Annotated in this window: 19 protein-coding genes and 2 tRNA genes; 9 read left to right on the plus strand and 12 right to left on the minus strand. The window is 64.9% G+C overall.

All coding sequences use genetic code 11. The annotated features are described in order from the left end of the window. From BMI89_RS17605 to BMI89_RS17615, 3 genes are all read left to right on the plus strand, one after another. Positions 1–77: transfer RNA gene (locus BMI89_RS17605), tRNA-Asp, on the plus strand. A gap of 82 nt (positions 78–159) precedes the next feature. After that, complete coding sequence (locus tag BMI89_RS17610) at positions 160–420, plus strand: RND transporter (RefSeq protein ID WP_078541348.1); 261 nt, start codon at positions 160–162, stop codon at positions 418–420. Then, the gene (locus BMI89_RS17615) at positions 417–1,682 is read left to right on the plus strand and encodes a glutamate-5-semialdehyde dehydrogenase (protein WP_078572155.1); all 1,266 of its coding nucleotides are present in this window, start codon (positions 417–419) and stop codon (positions 1,680–1,682) included. Before BMI89_RS17610 ends, BMI89_RS17615 begins: the two co-directional genes overlap by 4 nt. Before the next feature lie 24 nt (positions 1,683–1,706). Here the strand turns inward: BMI89_RS17615 and BMI89_RS17620 are convergent, their stop codons facing one another. Then, positions 1,707–2,321: a histidine phosphotransferase family protein gene (locus BMI89_RS17620; RefSeq protein WP_078572157.1), complete on the minus strand. Its 615-nt coding sequence runs from the start codon at positions 2,319–2,321 to the stop codon at positions 1,707–1,709. Positions 2,322–2,346: 25 nt separating this feature from the next. Here BMI89_RS17620 and BMI89_RS17625 point away from each other — a divergent pair, with 25 nt between their 5' ends. The 3 genes from BMI89_RS17625 to BMI89_RS17635 all read left to right on the plus strand — a co-directional run bounded on the left by BMI89_RS17625 (position 2,347) and on the right by BMI89_RS17635 (position 4,292). Further along, on the plus strand, positions 2,347–2,526 hold the full coding sequence (locus BMI89_RS17625) for a DUF3553 domain-containing protein (RefSeq protein WP_093477165.1): 180 nt from the start codon (positions 2,347–2,349) through the stop codon (positions 2,524–2,526). Between the two features lie 165 nt (positions 2,527–2,691). Beyond that, the gene (locus BMI89_RS17630) at positions 2,692–3,468 is read left to right on the plus strand and encodes a GNAT family N-acyltransferase (RefSeq protein ID WP_246832062.1); all 777 of its coding nucleotides are present in this window, start codon (positions 2,692–2,694) and stop codon (positions 3,466–3,468) included. After that, complete coding sequence (locus BMI89_RS17635; protein WP_246832063.1) at positions 3,465–4,292, plus strand: lysophospholipid acyltransferase family protein; 828 nt, start codon at positions 3,465–3,467, stop codon at positions 4,290–4,292. The genes BMI89_RS17630 and BMI89_RS17635 overlap by 4 nt, the downstream gene beginning before the upstream one ends. Here the strand turns inward: BMI89_RS17635 and BMI89_RS17640 are convergent. From BMI89_RS17640 to tyrS, 3 genes are all read right to left on the minus strand, one after another. Further along, entirely contained in the window at positions 4,268–4,492 is a 225-nt protein-coding gene (locus BMI89_RS17640) for a ribbon-helix-helix domain-containing protein (protein WP_078523132.1), read from the minus strand. The two genes, BMI89_RS17635 and BMI89_RS17640, sit on opposite strands and share 25 nt — an antisense overlap. Next, complete coding sequence (locus BMI89_RS17645) at positions 4,489–4,671, minus strand: DUF4169 family protein (RefSeq protein WP_078572159.1); 183 nt, start codon at positions 4,669–4,671, stop codon at positions 4,489–4,491. The genes BMI89_RS17640 and BMI89_RS17645 overlap by 4 nt, the downstream gene beginning before the upstream one ends. Positions 4,672–4,745: 74 nt before the next feature. Further along, complete coding sequence (gene tyrS, locus BMI89_RS17650; RefSeq protein ID WP_078523134.1) at positions 4,746–5,996, minus strand: tyrosine--tRNA ligase; 1,251 nt, start codon at positions 5,994–5,996, stop codon at positions 4,746–4,748. 59 nt (positions 5,997–6,055) lie between these two features. On the opposite strand from tyrS, the gene BMI89_RS17655 reads away from it, so the two are divergent. After that, the gene (locus BMI89_RS17655) at positions 6,056–7,165 is read left to right on the plus strand and encodes an anhydro-N-acetylmuramic acid kinase (protein WP_078572161.1); all 1,110 of its coding nucleotides are present in this window, start codon (positions 6,056–6,058) and stop codon (positions 7,163–7,165) included. A gap of 78 nt (positions 7,166–7,243) precedes the next feature. Then, complete coding sequence (locus tag BMI89_RS17660; protein ID WP_078572163.1) at positions 7,244–7,690, plus strand: DUF4405 domain-containing protein; 447 nt, start codon at positions 7,244–7,246, stop codon at positions 7,688–7,690. On the opposite strand, the gene BMI89_RS17665 is transcribed toward BMI89_RS17660, so the two are convergent. From BMI89_RS17665 to BMI89_RS17695, 7 genes are all read right to left on the minus strand, one after another. Next, positions 7,691–8,119: a cupin domain-containing protein gene (locus BMI89_RS17665; RefSeq protein WP_078572165.1), complete on the minus strand. Its 429-nt coding sequence runs from the start codon at positions 8,117–8,119 to the stop codon at positions 7,691–7,693. It lies immediately after the preceding gene. After that, positions 8,116–8,790 (minus strand): haloacid dehalogenase type II, encoded by a 675-nt coding sequence (locus BMI89_RS17670; protein WP_078572167.1) that lies wholly within the window; start codon positions 8,788–8,790, stop codon positions 8,116–8,118. The genes BMI89_RS17665 and BMI89_RS17670 overlap by 4 nt, the downstream gene beginning before the upstream one ends. 140 nt (positions 8,791–8,930) lie before the next feature. Then, complete coding sequence (gene eno / locus BMI89_RS17675; RefSeq protein ID WP_078572169.1) at positions 8,931–10,205, minus strand: phosphopyruvate hydratase; 1,275 nt, start codon at positions 10,203–10,205, stop codon at positions 8,931–8,933. 103 nt (positions 10,206–10,308) lie between these two features. Further along, complete coding sequence (locus BMI89_RS17680; protein WP_078572171.1) at positions 10,309–11,205, minus strand: DMT family transporter; 897 nt, start codon at positions 11,203–11,205, stop codon at positions 10,309–10,311. A gap of 64 nt (positions 11,206–11,269) precedes the next feature. Then, the gene (locus BMI89_RS17685; RefSeq protein WP_078523140.1) at positions 11,270–11,989 is read right to left on the minus strand and encodes an endonuclease/exonuclease/phosphatase family protein; all 720 of its coding nucleotides are present in this window, start codon (positions 11,987–11,989) and stop codon (positions 11,270–11,272) included. Between the two features lie 27 nt (positions 11,990–12,016). Beyond that, positions 12,017–13,447, minus strand: coding sequence for a protein adenylyltransferase SelO (locus tag BMI89_RS17690; protein WP_078572173.1), 1,431 nt, complete (start codon positions 13,445–13,447; stop codon positions 12,017–12,019). 68 nt (positions 13,448–13,515) lie between these two features. After that, the gene (locus BMI89_RS17695) at positions 13,516–14,616 is read right to left on the minus strand and encodes an AI-2E family transporter (protein ID WP_078572276.1); all 1,101 of its coding nucleotides are present in this window, start codon (positions 14,614–14,616) and stop codon (positions 13,516–13,518) included. Positions 14,617–14,795: 179 nt separating this feature from the next. On the opposite strand from BMI89_RS17695, the gene BMI89_RS17700 reads away from it, so the two are divergent. After that, positions 14,796–14,885: transfer RNA gene (locus tag BMI89_RS17700), tRNA-Ser, on the plus strand. Positions 14,886–15,008: 123 nt separating this feature from the next. Here the strand turns inward: BMI89_RS17700 and BMI89_RS17705 are convergent. After that, positions 15,009–16,211, minus strand: a complete 1,203-nt coding sequence (locus BMI89_RS17705; protein WP_078572175.1) for a M24 family metallopeptidase — start codon at positions 16,209–16,211, stop codon at positions 15,009–15,011. Positions 16,212–16,463 lie beyond the last annotated feature (252 nt).

Raw genomic sequence — 16,463 nt, forward strand, 5'->3', positions numbered from 1 at the left:
GCGGTTGTAGCTCAGTTGGTTAGAGTACCGGCCTGTCACGCCGGGGGTCGCGGGTTCGAGCCCCGTCAACCGCGCCACTTTCCCCCCTTTTACGGTAAAGTTGCGTTTGTGAAACGCGCATCTGTCGCTTATATCCGGGCGAAGTTTCGGGAGGAGCGCATGCGCTGGATCAAACAGGTTTTCGACCACATCACCCTGCTGCAGGCGGTGCTTTTCGCAGCACTGCTCGGTCTCGCGCCATTCACCCCAGAGCCACATATCTGGGAAAAGCTGAAGATGTTGGTGGCGGGCACGCTGGTGCGTCCGATCGACTGGTTCGATCTGGTGATGCACGGGCTGCCGTGGATCGTGCTGGCGGTGAAGCTGGCGCAATGGGTGAAGACGGGACAGACCGGGAAATCCGGTAGAGGTGCGCAATGAAAGACGACATGGACGCCAAAGGGCTGATCGAGACGATGGGCGCGGCCGCGCGTGCGGCGGCGGCGGAGCTGGCCTTCGCCAGCGCTGAGGTGAAGAAAAAGGCGCTGGAAGCGGCCGCCGATGCGGTGCTCGCGCGCAAGGGCGAGATCATTACCGCCAATGGCGAGGATATGGCCTACGGCGCGGAGAAGGGGCTGAGCCCCGCGATGATGGACCGGCTGATGCTGGACGACGCGCGGATCGAGGCGATCGCCAAGGGTCTGCGGGCGGTGGCGGCTCAGCGCGATCCGGTGGGCGACACGATCGCGGAATGGGACATGCCCTCGGGGCTGCATATCAAGCGCGTGCGTACGCCGCTTGGCGTGATCGGCGTGATCTATGAATCGCGGCCCAATGTGACCGCGGATGCAGGCGCGCTGTGCCTGAAATCGGGCAATGCGGTGATCCTGCGCGGTGGCTCGGAGAGCTTCCATTCCAGCCGTGCGATCCATGCCTGCCTGCTCGAAGGTCTGCGCACCGCGGGCCTGCCCGAAGCGGCTGTCCAGCTTGTACCGACCCGAGACCGCGCCGCCGTGGCCGAGATGCTGCGCGCGACCGAATTCATCGACGTGATCGTGCCGCGCGGGGGCAAGGGGCTCGTCGGGTTGGTGCAGGCGGAGGCGCGCGTGCCGGTCTTCGCGCATCTCGAAGGCATCTGCCATATCTATGCCGACGGGGCTGCCGATCTGGAACAGGCGCGGGCGGTTGTGGTGAACGCCAAGACCCGGCGCACCGGAATTTGCGGTGCGATGGAATGTCTGCTGATCGACCGCGCCTTCTGGGAGAAGCATGGCGGCGTGCTGATCGAAGATTTGCTCAAGGCGGGCGTCGAGGTGCGCGGCACCGGCGATCTGCTGCAAATCGAGGGCGTCACCGAGGCGAGCGCGGAAGATTTCGGGCGCGAATTCCTCGATATGATCTGCGCGGCGAAGATCGTCGATGGCGTGGATGGCGCGATCGAACATATCCGACGCTACGGCAGCCAGCACACGGAATCGATCCTGACCGAGAATGACGCCGCCGCCGACCGCTTCTTCGAGCGGCTCGACAGCGCGATCCTGATGCGCAACGCCTCGACCCAGTTCGCCGATGGCGGCGAGTTCGGGATGGGCGCAGAGATCGGGATCGCGACCGGCAAGATGCATGCGCGTGGCCCGGTGGGCGCCGAGCAACTGACCTCGTTCAAATATCTTGTGACGGGGCATGGCACGGTGCGCCCTTAAGGCGCACCGAACACCCCTGAGACCTCAGAATGCGATCGTGCCGCCGTCGGCGTCTACCGACCAGTCGAGCCTGCGGCCCTGCCGCGCTGCCTCGCGCGGCAGCATCGCGAATTGCACCCGCGCGGGCGTCAGCTCCATCTGGGCGCCGTCGAGCACGGCGAAAACCTCCCGATTAGGCCGCGCTTTCTCGGACCGCGCGGTGATCATCCAGCCATCGCCGCAGGGCAGCGCGCGCAGCGTGCCGCCGAAGGGCAGCGCGGTCTCCAGGCAGAGCATCGCGAGAAACGCCAGCTTCACCTCGGCGCGCGGTGCATCGCCCGGCACTTTCCACTCGTAGTCCAGACGGCTCTGCGCCGATAATTCGCCCAACATTCCGGCGACTTCCGCCTCGCCAAGCTGCTGTTCCGCGCCGGCCCGCCCGAAGGCCACCCGGAAAAACTTGACGCGCGCATTCGCCGCCGCCACGCTTTGGGCGATCAACTCGACCTCGGGCCCGGGCGCATCGCTCGTCATGGTGAGCAATTCGACCCCATTGCCGATTGCCCCGATCGGGCTGATAAGGTCATGACACAGGCGCGAGCCCACAAGGGCGGTCAAATCATCGTCGTCCGTACCGGCATTGGCGGTCTCGAATGGCATTAAACTCTCCAATAGGTGAAATGTGATCTATGAAATTCTCGAACCCGGCATGCTGGTCAGAAACCCGGCCCAGCCCGACTGGGGCACCGGACAGGTTCAATCGCGTATCGGCGAAAAAGTGACGGTAAATTTCGAGCATCAAGGCAAGCTTGTCCTGGACGGGCGGCGGGTCGCGCTGGAATTGGTTTTCTCTGAACAAAGTTGACGAATGGTTAACAGCTTCGTGAGGTCGTGTGGGAAACCTTCAACCTTGGGATGTGGCGATTGAACCCTCCGTGATGCGCCGATGACACGGCGCGCACCGCGCGATATTGCCAATCCGGGCGCGGCTTTCTAAACCGGGCCAGCGAAGATCGGCAGGAGGACGCCCGTGATCGACAGCGCCGCATTCGAAATCAGGCTGGCCCGTGATGCCGCCGATCTCGTGGCGTCGCAGCGGCTCCGTTATCGCGTTTTCGTTGAAGAGCTCGGCGGCGGCGGTGAGACGGTCGATCACGAAAATCGTCTGGAAAGCGACCGGCTGGACCCCGTCTACGATCACCTGCTGCTGGTCGACCCGGCACGCGCGGAAGGCGAGCATGTGGTGGGGGCCTATCGGCTGCTGCCCTCGGATCGGCTGGAGCGCGCAGGGCAGTTTTATTGCGACAGCGAATATGACCTTTCGCCGCTGATCGGCACGGGGCGCAAACTCTTGGAGCTGGGCCGCTCCTGCGTCGATCCGGACTATCGCGGCGGGGCGGCGATGCTGCTTCTGTGGAACGCGCTCGCCGATTACGTGCTGGCCCATGACATCGAGATTCTCTTCGGCGTGGCCTCCTTCCACGGCACCGATGCCGAGATGCTGAAAGCGCCGCTCTCCTGGTTGCATCACCATCATCTTGCGCCCGAACATATGCGCCCGCGCGCACGGCCCGAAGCCTATCAGCCGATGGACCTCGTGCCCGAGGAGGCGCTGGATCGGCGCGCGGCTCTGGCTCAGATGCCCAATCTGATCAAGGCCTATCTGCGGCTTGGCGGCTTCGTGGGCGAGGGTGCCTTCATCGACCGTCCCTTCAACACGACCGATGTCCTTTTGCTGATGGATACCAAGGCGATGAGCGACAAGCATCGCAGCTTCTACACCCGTCGTTTCGAGGGTCGCGCGTGAGCTGGATCGAGGACGAACCCGATCCCAAACCGCTTGGCGCGCTCGACTGGACGCGGGCTGTGTTGCGCGGACTGATCTGGGGGCTGATGCTGCTGATCGGGCTGATCGTGCTGCTGCTGGTGCGGCTGGTGGAGCGCCCGGTTCACGGGCTGGCGCGGCCCTGGACGCCGTGGATCACGCAGGCGGTCTGCCGGATGAGCTTCCCGATCCTCGGGATCTCCTATCGCGTCACCGGACGTCCGATGACCAAGATCGGCGCGGTGGTCGCCAATCATGGGTCATGGCTCGATATCTTCGCGCTCAATGCCTGCCAGCGGGTCTATTTCGTCTCCAAGGCCGAGGTCGCCAAATGGCCCTTCGTCGGCTGGCTCGCACGGGCCACCGGCACCGTCTTCATCAAGCGCGATCCGCGCGAGGCCAAGACCCAGCAGGGGCTGTTCGAGGATCGCATCCGCGCGGGCCATCACCTGCTGTTCTTCCCCGAAGGCACCTCTACCGATGCGCGCCGGGTGCTGCCCTTCAAGCCGACGCTGTTTCAGGCCTTCTACAGCCACGGGCTGGAGCGCGTGATGCAGATCCAGCCGGTCACCGTCGTCTACACGCCCCCCGCGGGCGAGGACGTGCGGTTCTATGGCTGGTGGGGCGATATGGAATTCGGGTCGCATCTGATAAAAGTGCTGGCCCAGAGGCGGCAGGGCGCGGTTGAGGTGGTGTTCCACACGCCGCTCTCCGTCTCCGACTATCGCTCGCGCAAGGAGCTTGCTTGGGCGGCGGAAAGCGCCGTGCGCCGCGGCCTGCCTTACGAGATCGCGCGCGCCCGGTAATAGGCCAGAACGTAGAGGCGGATTGCCGTGGCAAGGCCCGTCTCGGTGCCGCGATCTACATCAATTTCGGCTGCCAACTCATTGAGCCCAAGGTTTTTTTCGGTCGCGATGTCGCGGAAGGCGCGCCAGAATTCATCCTCCAGCGTGACCGAGGTGCGATGCCCGCCCAGCGTCAGGGAGCGTTTCTTCGGTCGGCTCATTCGTCATGCTCGCGCTGATGCCCGTCGAGATCGCGCCGCTCTTTCGTGGCGCGTCTTTCCTGCAGCGTCTTTTCGGCCTTGCTACGTCCGAATTTCTCAGCGTTCACAGAGCCTTGCTCGCGTTTCTTCACGCGGGCCTGCTGTTTGCGAAACTGGTTGAGATTGGTGACCTTGCTCATAAGCAAAGAGTGCCACAGCCGATCGGATCGGGAAAGGGGCTTGGGCGCGCCCGCGTGAGGCGCGCCCGAAAGGTTTACTCGACTTCGACCAGCGCGTGGCGCTTCTTGCCCGCGCTCAGCTTCACCGGGGTCTCCAGATCGGCGGCGGTGAACATCCGGCCCGGATCGGCGCAGGTCTCGTCATCGACCTTGAGCGCGCCTTCCGCGATCAGCCGCTTGCCGTCCTTGCCCGATTTCGCAAGCCCCGAGCGCACCACGAGCTGCGCGAGGCTGATCCCGTCGCCGAGTTCCTCGACCGTCAGCGTGAGCGTCGGCAGGTCGTCGCCCACGCCACCTTTCTCGAAGACCTCGCGCGCGGTCGCCTCGGCGGCATGCGCCGCGTCCCAGCCGTGGCAGAGCGCTGTGACCTCGTTGGCCAGACGCACCTTCGCCGCGTTGATCTCGGAGCCTTCCAGCGCGCCCAGGCGCTCGCATTCTTCGACCGGAAGCTCGGTGTAAAGCTTCAGGAAACGGCCCACATCGGCATCGGTCGTGTTGCGCCAGAACTGCCAGAACTCGTAAGGGCTCAGCATGTCCGAGTTCAGCCAGATCGCGCCGCCCTGGCTCTTGCCCATCTTGCGGCCGTCCGAGGTGGTCAGAAGCGGCGAGGTCAACCCGTAGATCTCGTGATCGAGCACACGGCGCGTCAGGTCGATCCCGTTGACGATATTGCCCCACTGATCCGATCCGCCCATCTGCAGCAGGCAGCCGTAGCGGCGGTTCAGTTCGAGGAAGTCATAGGCCTGCAGGATCATGTAGTTGAATTCGAGGAAGGACAGCGATTGCTCGCGATCCAGCCGCGATTTCACACTCTCGAAGGACAGCATCCGGTTGACCGAGAAATGCCGCCCGATATCGCGTAGGAATTCGAGGTAGTTCAGCCCGTCGAGCCATTCCGCGTTGTTCAGCATGAGCGCATCGGTCGGTCCGTCGCCGTAATCGAGGTATTTCGCGAAGACCTGCTTCATCCCGGCGATGTTTTCGTCGATCGCTTCGGGCGTCAGCAGCGGGCGCTCATCGGAGCGGAACGACGGATCGCCGACCTTCGTGGTGCCGCCGCCCATCAGGGTAATCGGCTTGTGGCCGGTCTTTTGCAGCCAGCGCAGCATCATGATGTTCAGCAGGTGGCCGACATGCAACGACTTCGCCGTCGCATCATAGCCGATATAAGTCGGCACGACCCCCTTCGCCAAAGCCTCGTCCAGCCCCTGATAATCCGTGCAGTCGGCCAGAAAGCCCCGCTCGATCATCACGCGCATGAAGTCTGATTTCGGATGGTAGGTCATCGTGCTTGTTCCTTTCGTCTGAGCGTGCGTATATCGGGGCAGGCGACGAGAGGGAAGCCATGTTGAAATCCGGGCCGGTCTGGGCAGTTGGCGCCATGTCGGGCACGTCCTTGGACGGGGTGGACGCGGCGCTCGTTTTGACCGACGGAACCCGCATCCTCGATTTCGGCCGCAGCGACTACCGCCCCTATACCGAGGCCGAGCGTGCGACGCTCCACGCAGCTCTCGGGCATTGGCCCGGAGAGCCGGGGGTGGAAGACGCCTGCGAGGTGGTCGAGACCGCCCATGCCGAACTGCTCAGCGGATTGGGAGAGGCGCAGCTCGTGGGGTTTCACGGCCAGACGCTCGCCCATGATCCCTACGGGATGCAGGGGCCGCGCCGCACCCATCAGGCAGGCGACGGCTCGGTTCTGGCCGAGGTGCTGTCGCGCCCGGTGGTCTGGGATTTCCGCTCCACCGATGTGGAGATGGGCGGGCAGGGCGCGCCGCTCGCGCCGTTCTTCCATTTCGCCTGCGCGAAATATGCCAAGCTCGACGCGCCGGCGGTGTTTTTGAACCTCGGCGGCGTCGGCAATGTTACTTGGGTCGATCCGCGTCAGCCCTCGGCCGAGGTGCCGGGTGCGGTGCTGGCCTTCGACACCGGCCCCGCCAACGCGCCGATCAACGACCTGATGCGGCTGCGGCGCAAGGCCGAGTTCGATGCGGGGGGCGAATTGGCGTTGGCGGGCCGCGTTGACGAGGCCATGGTCGAGGCCTTCCTGACGCATCCCTATTTCCTGAAAATGCCGCCCAAATCGCTCGACCGGAACGATTTCCACGACATCCTGACCCGTGTCGCGGAGTTGGACGACGCGGATGCGGCAGCGACGCTGACGGCCTGTGCGGCAGCCTCGGTCGCGCGCGCGGGCGAGCATTACCCGACGCCGCCGAAAGCGATCTATGTCTGCGGCGGCGGGCGGCTCAACACCGCGCTGATGGTGGCGTTGCAGCGGCGCATGAACGTGCCGGTGCAGCCGGTCGAGGATATCGGGCTCGATGGCGACATGCTCGAGGCGCAGGCCTTCGCATATCTCGCGGTGCGGGTTGCGCGCGGGATGGCGACCTCGGGGCCGTCCACGACCGGGGTCTCGGCGCTGATCGGCGGCGGCAAGGTCTCGCGGCCCGGCTAAATTCACATCACTTGACGCCGATCATGCCGCGCCGCGGCGGACGGCGCTAGGATTGGCCTCAACGCAGAGGGTAATTCTATGTCTCAAACTCCAACCGATCCCTGTCCCACGCCGCAGGCGCGCAAGCAGGCCCCGTTCTCGAACCGGGCCGCCGCAGTCTTCCTTGCGGGGCTCAGCTTCGTCGTCATGGTCGCCTCCGGCCTCGTCGTCAGCATCGCGCCCTCGGGCCGGGTGGCGCGGGATATCGACTGGTCGCTCCTCGCGCTGAACCGCGCCGACTGGGAGCTTTTGCACCTCGCGATGGGGGTGCTCTTCATCTTCGCCGGGATCTGGCACATCAAGCTGCACTGGCCGGTGATCCGCAACCTGCTGTGGTCGGCGGCGGCGCAGACGCTGTGTCACCGGCGCGAACTGGCGCTGGCGGTCGGGCTGGTGGGTGCGGTGATCGTGCTGACGCTGCTCTGGTGGCCGCCGATCAGCTGGCTCGATCAGCTATCCCGCTGGGCGAGCATCGGGCTCTGGTGATCAGCGAGGGATGTCGAAGCCTCTCGGGGCCAGTTCGAAGCCCTCGAAGCGGAAGCCCGGCGAGACGGTGCAGCTGACAAGGCTCCACGCCCCGGTCGAGCGCGCCGATTGCCACTGGCCCGCGGGCACGATCCCCTGCGGTTGATCGCCGCCAAGCACGTCGGGGCCCACCAGCAATTCCAGCACCGGCCCCGCCTCCTGCGGCGCGATATCGAGCTGCACCGGCGCGCCTGCGTGGAAATGCCAGATCTCGGTCGCATCGACCCGGTGCCAATGGCTGCGCTCGCCCGCCTTGAGTAGGAAATAGATGCAGGTGCCCGAAGGGCGCGCGCCGTCTGCGGCCTCGGCTTCCCAGGTCTGGCGGTAATGCCCGCCCTCGGGATGGGGCGCGAGGCCGAGGGCTTCGATGATCGCGTCAGCCTCACTCATGCGAAAAGCTCCTTCGCCAGCGTCTCGAAATCGGGCGCGATCGCGTCCCAGTCCTCGCTCGGCACAAGGTCCTTGTCCTGAGCGGGCCCGTATTCGGTGGGACGCGGCACGAAAGCGGTCTGCAGTCCCAGCGCCCGCGCCGCTGCGAGGTCGTCGTTATGCGCGGCCACCATCATCACCTCTTCGGGCGGCAGGCGCAGCGCGGCGCATGAGGCCAGATAGACCTCGGGCTTGGGCTTGTAGTCGCGCGCAATATCCGCGCCGAGGATGCAATCCCACGGCAGCCCCGCATGGCGCGCAAGCCGCGTCATCAGCGCGATGGACCCGTTGGAGCAGGGCGCGATGATCGCATGGCGCTTGAGCGCGTGAAGGCCGCCGACCACATCGGGCCAAGGGCTGAGCCGCTCCCAGACATGCGAGAGGCTATCGGGCGCCGAGACCGCAAAGCGTTCGGCCACCCGGTGCAGGTTCTCGCGATGCAGATCGTCGAGCGCCACATAGCCGCGCCCCCCGTCGCGAATGCGCCGCATCGCAGGATCGTATTCGGCGCGCCACGCATCGGCGAAGGCAAGGGAATCGATCCCGGGAAAGGCGATTTCCACCTCATGCGCGACCGAGTTGCGCCAATCGACACAGGTGCCGAACACATCGAAAATCAGAGCCTTGATCATGGCCCGACAGTGACGCGGATTAGGGCGCGGCGCAATCGCCCCTTCGGCTTGGCTCAAATATCCTCGCCGAAGGCGAAACGAAAACCCCCGGCGAAGCGCGTGCTCCGCCGGGGGCTTGGGTGTCTCACGTCGAGGTACGCTTAGCGCAGGATCGAGCGACCCGCATATTCCGCGGTCTCGCCCAGCGATTCCTCGATACGGATCAGCTGGTTGTATTTCGCGAGCCGGTCCGAACGTGCCAGCGAGCCGGTCTTGATCTGACCGCAGTTGGTCGCGACCGCGAGATCGGCGATGGTCGCGTCCTCGGTCTCGCCCGAGCGGTGGCTCATCACGTTGGTGTAGCCCGCGCGATGCGCCATATCGACGGCCTGCAGCGTCTCGGTCAGGGTGCCGATCTGGTTGACCTTCACCAGCATCGAATTCGCGACGCCCTGCTTGATGCCATCGGCCAGACGGGTCGGGTTGGTCACGAAGAGATCATCGCCCACCAGCTGCACCTTGTCGCCCAGGCGCTCGGTCAGGAGCTTCCAGCCCTCCCAGTCGTCTTCGGCCATACCGTCTTCGATCGAGATGATCGGGTAGGCGCCCAGCAGCTTTTCGAGATAGTCGACATTCTCTTCCGAGGTCAGCGAGAGGCCTTCGCCCTTCATCTCGTATTTGCCGTTCTTGTAATATTCGGTCGAGGCGCAATCCATCGCGAGGTAGATGTCCTCGCCCGGCTTGTAGCCCGCTTTTTCGATCGATTTCAGGATGATGTCGAGCGCGGCGGTGGTCGAGCTGAGTTCCGGCGCGAAGCCGCCCTCATCGCCCAGACCCGTCGTCATGCCCGCCGCCGAGAGCTCTTTCTTCAGCGTGTGGAACACTTCCGAACCCATGCGCACCGCGTCGCGGATATTGCCCGCGGAGACCGGCATGATCATGAATTCCTGGATGTCGATCGGGTTGTCGGCATGTTCGCCGCCATTGATGATGTTCATCATCGGCACCGGCAGGATGCGGGCCGAGGTGCCGCCGACATAGCGATAAAGCGGCAGAGTCGAGAAATCGGCAGCCGCTTTCGCGCAGGCGAGCGAGACGCCGAGGATCGCGTTGGCGCCGAGGCGGCCCTTGTTCTCGGTGCCGTCGAGTTCGATCATCGCGCGGTCGATCTCGACCTGCTCGGTGACGTCCTCGCCGACAAGGTTTTCCGCAATTTCACCGTTCACGGCCATCACGGCTTCCAGAACGCCTTTGCCCATGTAGCGGGCCTTGTCGCCGTCGCGGCGCTCGACCGCCTCATGCGCGCCGGTGGAGGCGCCCGACGGCACGGCCGCACGGCCCATCGTGCCGTCTTCGAGGATCACGTCGACTTCGACGGTGGGGTTGCCACGGCTGTCGAGAATCTCGCGGGCGTGGATGTCGATGATGGTGCTCATGGGGCGCTCTCCTCGGGCTCCGGTTGATGCTTGGCTAGGTGCATACACCCGTGCTGCGCCTGCGAAAAGGCCGTAAGGGCGATTTCTGGAAGAAATGTTACCGCTAACGGCGGCCTTCACGACGCAATTTGGCCTGACGCCACAGCGCGTAGAGGCCAGAGCCCACGATCACCGCCCCGCCGATGAGCGTCCAGCGATCCGGCGGCTCGGCGAAAACGACGGTGGAAATCACGACGGCGAAGGCGAGGCGCGAATAGCGAAACGGCATGATGACAGCGATCTCGCCCAGCCGCACCGAGGCGATCAGCGCGTAGTAACCGACCGGCCCGATCGCGAGCGCACCAGCGAGGTAGAGCCAATCCATCGGCTCGGGCGTAACGATCGGCTCGGGTAGGACCGCCAGCAGCACCAACCCCAGCGGCAGCACGCAGAAGAAGCCCAGCGTCGCCACCTGCAGCGAGGTCACATCGCGCGGCACGCGCCGCGTGGTGACGTCGCGCATCGATAGGCCGATGACCGCGCCGACCGCGAGAAGCGAGAGCATCGAGAATTCCTCGGTGCCGGGGCGGATCACGACCAGCACGCCCAGAAAGCCGATCAGAATGGCCGAGAGCCTGCGCCAGCCGACCCGCTCCTTGAGGAAGATCGCCGCGCCAAGCGTGGTCGCAAGCGGCGTCGCCTGATGGATCGCGGTCGCCTGGGCCAGCGGCGTGAAAGCCACGGCGGAGACGAAGAAGCCGGTGCCGACGATCTCGCCCAGATTGCGCAGCCAGAGCGCCGAGGACAGCAGCGAGCGGGTGAAAATGCGCTCGCCCTTCAGCTTGGCGAGCACCGCGAAGATCGTCGCGCCGCCAAGCCCCACGGCGGCGAGAATTTGCCCCACCGGCCAGTCGCCCGCGAGCATCTTGATGAACATATCCTCCAGCGCGAACCCCGCCATCGCGAGGATCATCAGCATCGAGCCGCGCAGGTTATCGTGGTCGGTGGGTTCGGGTGTCATGGGGCGCTCCTGACCGGATGGTCAAGGCCCACCTAGCGCGGGTGTGATCGGCCTTCAAGGCGCGTCACGAACTGGGATGCGCCCGGGTGACGATGCCACCGATATCGGCCCAGATCGGCAGGTGATCCGAGGCCACCCGCGCCAGCGGCGTATCCAGCACGCCCTTGCGCACCACGCGCAGACCCGGCGAGGTCACGATCCGGTCGAGCTGGCCGATCGGCGCGCGCGACGGGTAGGTCGCGCCCGGCGCATGGATGTGAAACCCGGTCAGCGCCTCGAACCCGTGCCGCGCGCGCCATTCGTTGAAGTCGCCGATGGCGAGGGCGGGGTGCGGTTTCACCCCGGCCATGATCTCTGCGATCCGCGCCCATTGCGCACGCCGATCCGTGCGCCGCAGTCCCAGATGCGCCGCGATCAGCAGGAAAGGCGCGCCGCTGTCGGGGGCGATATTCACCGCAATCGCGCCGCGTGGCTCGAGACCGGGTAGGGTGACCGGCTCGACCCCCAGCACCCGCGAGCCGCGCCGCACCAGCACGACCTGCCCATGCCAGCCCAGCGAGGCGGCGGTGGTGCGGGGCATGTCGTGGCGGATGAAATCGGTCTCTTCCTCGATCAGCTTTTGCGGCAGCGCCGCCGGACGCTCGCCCATGCGCTTGTCGACCTCCTGCAAGGCAATCACATCGGCATGCAACGCATTGATGACATTCACGACCCGCGCCGGATCGTGCTTACGGTCGGTCCCCACGCATTTGTGCAGATTGTAGGAAGCGATCCGAAGTGTCATTTTTCTGAGTGCCTTACAGGGTGTTCTTTATGTGCCGCAGAAGGTCCGATACACCCGTTCATCGGATTTCGGCGCAGCTTCATATGCGGCGTAACGCGGGTCCTCCGCATAGGGATCCGCGAGCGCGGCCATGAGGCTATGGAGCGGGCCGTCATCGCCTTCGACCGCCGCCGCGATCATTTCCTCGATCCGGTGATTGCGCGGGATGCGCAGCGGGTTCGCGGCGGCCATGACGGAGTGCGGATCATCCTCGCTGGCGATCCGCTTTTCCCAGCCCTCGCGCCAGAGATCAAAGGCCATCGGCTCGGTGAATTCCTTGCTCGCTGCCTTAGGATCGCGCCGCAACGCACTGAACACGCGCGTGAAATCGGCTTTCTCGGTCGACATGTGGTTCAGCAGATCCTCGATCAGTGGCAGATCGTCCTCGGTCGCTTCCGCGATGCCGATCTTGCGGCCCATCAGTCGCAGCCACTCGCGCTGATAGACGCCGATGAAGCTGTCGACCGCGGCGCTCGCCTGTTCGATGGCGGCATCATCGTCACCGATGAGCGGCATCAGGCAGGTCGCGAATTGCGCGAGGTTCCAGACCGCCACTTGCGGCTGGCGCGCATAGGCATAACGCCCTTGTTGGTCGATGGAAGAGAAGACGCGCCCCGGATGGTAGTGGTCCATGAAAGCGCAGGGGCCATAGTCGATCGTTTCTCCCGACAGCGCCATGTTGTCGGTGTTCATCACCCCGTGGATGAAGCCGATCGCCATCCATTTCGCGACCAGCTCGCCTTGCTTCGCCGCGACCGCGCGCAGCACCTCAAGCGGTGTTTCGCAATCTGGATAGTGGCGTTCTATCAAGGCGTTGAGGAGCGTTCTTAATCCTTCGAGGTCATTGCGCGCCGCGAAATACTGGAAGGTACCGACGCGGATATGGCTGCGTGCGACGCGGGTCAGGATTGCGCCGGGGCGGCCCGAGGCATCGCGCACCACCGTCTCGCCCGTGCGTACTGCGGCCAGCGCGCGCGTCGTTGGCACGCCCAGCTTCGCCATCGCTTCGCTCAGCACATACTCGCGCAGCACCGGGCCGATCCACGCCCGCCCGTCAGAGCGTCCGCGCGAAAACGGCGTGCGCCCCGCGCCTTTCAATTGCAGATCGAAGCGCTTGCCATCCGGCGCCACGATCTCGCCCAGCAGCACCGCGCGCCCGTCGCCCAGACGCGGCACGAAGCCGCCGAACTGGTGGCCCGCATAGGCCTGTGCGATCGGCTCGGCGCCTTCGGGCATCGTATTGCCCGCCAGCATCGCGAGCCCCTCGGGGTTTTCCAGCCAATCGGCATCGAGCCCCAAACGCTCGGCAAGGTCGCGGTTCAGGATCACCAGCTCGGGCGCTTTCACCGGTTGGGGCGGCTGACGCTCGAAGAAGCTGTCGGGCAGGCGGGCATAGCTGTTGTCGAAGGGAATGGTCATAGGGTCTCCTTGCCTCCCTATCTAAGCCTCGTGCCGGTCAATCCAATCCCCGTTTTCGGTCGCGCCGCTTAATGCTCCATATCCGGCAGACCTTCGCGCGACAGCAGCACCGCCAAGGGGCGCAGGCGCGGGCTTTGCGCGCAGATGATCATCAGCGCCACCATGATCGGCACGGCGAGGAACATCCCCGGCAGCCCCCAGACCGCGCCCCAGAAGGCGAGCGAGATGATGATCCCGAAGCTCGACAGCCGCAGTGCATGGCCCATCAGCATCGGGTCGATCACGTTGCCGATCACGAATTGCAGGATGCCGACCGCGACCAGCACCGTGCCCGCGGTATAGGGGTTCTGGGTCAGCACATAGACCGCGAGCGTCGCGATGACGGTTGCGATGATCGAGCCGATCGAAGGGATGAAGTTCAGCGCGAAGGTGATGATCGCGACCGGCAGCGCCAGATCGAACCCGCCCACGGTGAAGACGCCATAGACCGCGACGGCGGTGACCGCGCTGACGATGGCTTTCACGAGAAGGTAGTGGTTCACCCGGCGCATGATCGTGCCGACCATCCGCGCGATCCGCTCGGCGCTCTCGGAATCGCCCATCAGCGAGTTCAGCTTCGCGTCGAACCAGATCCGCTCGGCGAACAGGAAGCCCACGAAGAGAATGATCAGGATCGTGGCCGACAGCAGGTTCGACGCTTGACCCGCCAAGGTGGTCAGATAGCCCGCCACCTGAATACTCTGCATCGATTCCAGAACCGATTGCTCAACCTCGGGACCCATCCAGCCGAAGAGCTGCGCGATCGCCTGTTGCGCGGGGCCCGCATAGTTCAGCACCATCGTCACGACCGTGTTGACCTGAGAGATCAGCACCGCACTCAGCGTCAGCAGCCCGCCCGCGATCAGCGCCAGCGCCACCAGCGAGGCCAGACGCGGCGGAATCGAGACCGGCCCGATGCGCAGCCGCCCGACCGCGTTGATCGCCTCGGAGGTCAGCGAGAACAGGATGATCGCGATGGCCAGAGAAATCAGGATGAATTTCGCCTGCACCATCAGGAACAGCGCCAGCGCGAAGGCGATGATGCCCAGAAGCACATTGGTGAGCGCACGCGGCTCGAACGCGCGCCCATCGATCAGGGCAGGGCGGCCCTCATCGGGAGTGTCCTTCATCTTCATCATCTTCCTGTGCCTGACCCTGACGGGGGCGTAACCTGTTTTTCTTATGCTAGGAGCCGCCGCGCAGGCGCGCAAGCGCCGAACCCGCGTGATTTCAGGGCTTTTTCATGACCTGCGCATTATTCCGGATCGGGTCTTGCATCCCGCCCGGATTTGCGGATAAACCCGCCGGCGGAGCGGTGGCCGAGTGGTCGAAGGCGCACGCCTGGAAAGCGTGTAGGCGGGGAACCGTCTCGAGGGTTCGAATCCCTTCCGCTCCGCCACAATCCCCCAGCATTCACCAATAATACCCGCTTTGCGCAGGCCGCGCGTGATCTCTTTTCGGTCATGTCCGCGCAGTCTCGTAGTCACGCGGGCAGGCGGGCCGCCCGCGTGTTCGGGTCACCTCAGCCGACCACGTTGAACGCGGGCCCGTAGGGATAGCCGGTGATGTCCTCGCCGCCGTCCTCGGTGATCACGAGGATGTCGTGTTCGCGGTAGCCGCCTGCGCCGGGCTGGCCCTCGGGGATCGTCAGCATCGGCTCCATCGAGATCACCATGCCGGGCTCCAGCACCGTGTCGATATCCTCGCGCAGCTCCAGCCCCGCTTCGCGCCCGTAGTAATGCGACAGCACCCCGAAACTGTGGCCATAGCCGAAGGTGCGGTATTGCAGCAGATCGCGATCAGCGAAGAAGGCGTTGATCTTCTCTGTCACGTCGGCGCAGCTCGCGCCCGGCTGCAACAGGCTCATCCCGTATTCATGGGCGGCGACATTCGCCTTCCAGATCGCGCGCGAGGCGTCGTCGACCTCGCCCACAAAAAGCGTCCGCTCCAGCGCCGTGTAATAGCCCGAGATCATCGGGAAGGTGTTGAGCGACAGGATATCGCCGCGCTGCAACACGCGCCCCGTGACCGGGTTATGCGCGCCGTCGGTGTTGATCCCCGACTGGAACCAGACCCAGGTGTCGCGATATTCGGCCTCGGGGAACCGCTTGGCGATCTCCAGCTCCATCGCATCGCGGCCCGCCATCGCGACATCGATCTCGCGCACGCCTTCGCGGATCGCCTCGCGGATCGCATAGCCGCCCACATCGGCGACGGCCGCCCCTTGCCGGATCAACGCGATCTCTGCGGGGGATTTGTGCATCCGTTGCCGCATCGTGGCCGGGGCGATGTCATGCGTCAGCGAGGGCTCGAGGAAATCCTGCAGGAGCGCCGCCTGCGCCAGCGTCAGGTGATCGGATTCGACGCCCAGCACGCGGCGCTTGCCAGTCACCGACGCGATCGCGCGCCAGTAATTGTTCCGCGCCCAGTCGGTATAGGTGATGTTGTCGCCGTGACAGCGCCGCCACGGCTGCGCAGCATCGATCCCCGCCGAGATCGTCACGCTGTCGCTCGGCGTCACCACCAGCGCATAGGGCCGCCCGAAGGCGCAGTACAGAAAGCCCGAGTAATAGGCGATGTTATGCATCGAGGTGAACAGGCAGGCATCAATGCCCGCCTCGGTCATCGCCGCGCGCAGACCCGCGAGCCGTGCGTCGTATTCGGTGGCGGCGAAGGGCAGGATGCGCTCGCCTTGGTGAAAGCGGTAAAAAGCAGGACGGTCCATCGGCACTCTTCCTTATCAGAGGCCGCAACGCGCCGAGGGACGATCTTCCCCCGTCGCGCGCTGCGACAAAGCAAGATCCCGGCGTGCAGGATGGGTGAGACAGGGCGGGCGCAAGCTGCGCCGGCGACGCCATCGCCTTCAGCCCTGAACGGCAGATTGAGCGAAAATCTTCTCGCTGCCAAGTCCCCTCATTCCGTCGCGTGCGATTTGCTTTTTCACAAATCGGCGGAACCCGGCGCACGCATGGAACAT

The sequence above is a fragment of the Thioclava sp. F36-7 genome, from assembly GCF_002020075.1.
GTDB classification, from domain to species: domain Bacteria; phylum Pseudomonadota; class Alphaproteobacteria; order Rhodobacterales; family Rhodobacteraceae; genus Thioclava; species Thioclava sediminum.

What these genes read in the sequence shown, in the direction of transcription:
- BMI89_RS17655 (WP_078572161.1), top strand. Translation starts at nt 6,056, where the DNA reads ATGTTGAAATCCGGGCCGGTCTGGGCAGTTGGCGCCATGTCGGGCACG.
- BMI89_RS17695 (WP_078572276.1), bottom strand. Translation starts at nt 14,616, where the DNA reads ATGAAGGACACTCCCGATGAGGGCCGCCCTGCCCTGATCGATGGGCGC.
- BMI89_RS17685 (WP_078523140.1), bottom strand. Translation starts at nt 11,989, where the DNA reads ATGACACTTCGGATCGCTTCCTACAATCTGCACAAATGCGTGGGGACC.
- BMI89_RS17705 (WP_078572175.1), bottom strand. Translation starts at nt 16,211, where the DNA reads ATGGACCGTCCTGCTTTTTACCGCTTTCACCAAGGCGAGCGCATCCTG.
- BMI89_RS17640 (WP_078523132.1), bottom strand. Translation starts at nt 4,492, where the DNA reads ATGAGCCGACCGAAGAAACGCTCCCTGACGCTGGGCGGGCATCGCACC.
- BMI89_RS17645 (WP_078572159.1), bottom strand. Translation starts at nt 4,671, where the DNA reads ATGAGCAAGGTCACCAATCTCAACCAGTTTCGCAAACAGCAGGCCCGC.
- BMI89_RS17670 (WP_078572167.1), bottom strand. Translation starts at nt 8,790, where the DNA reads ATGATCAAGGCTCTGATTTTCGATGTGTTCGGCACCTGTGTCGATTGG.
- BMI89_RS17660 (WP_078572163.1), top strand. Translation starts at nt 7,244, where the DNA reads ATGTCTCAAACTCCAACCGATCCCTGTCCCACGCCGCAGGCGCGCAAG.
- BMI89_RS17610 (WP_078541348.1), top strand. Translation starts at nt 160, where the DNA reads ATGCGCTGGATCAAACAGGTTTTCGACCACATCACCCTGCTGCAGGCG.
- BMI89_RS17665 (WP_078572165.1), bottom strand. Translation starts at nt 8,119, where the DNA reads ATGAGTGAGGCTGACGCGATCATCGAAGCCCTCGGCCTCGCGCCCCAT.
- BMI89_RS17680 (WP_078572171.1), bottom strand. Translation starts at nt 11,205, where the DNA reads ATGACACCCGAACCCACCGACCACGATAACCTGCGCGGCTCGATGCTG.
- eno (WP_078572169.1), bottom strand. Translation starts at nt 10,205, where the DNA reads ATGAGCACCATCATCGACATCCACGCCCGCGAGATTCTCGACAGCCGT.
- tyrS (WP_078523134.1), bottom strand. Translation starts at nt 5,996, where the DNA reads ATGACCTACCATCCGAAATCAGACTTCATGCGCGTGATGATCGAGCGG.
- BMI89_RS17620 (WP_078572157.1), bottom strand. Translation starts at nt 2,321, where the DNA reads ATGCCATTCGAGACCGCCAATGCCGGTACGGACGACGATGATTTGACC.
- BMI89_RS17615 (WP_078572155.1), top strand. Translation starts at nt 417, where the DNA reads ATGAAAGACGACATGGACGCCAAAGGGCTGATCGAGACGATGGGCGCG.
- BMI89_RS17690 (WP_078572173.1), bottom strand. Translation starts at nt 13,447, where the DNA reads ATGACCATTCCCTTCGACAACAGCTATGCCCGCCTGCCCGACAGCTTC.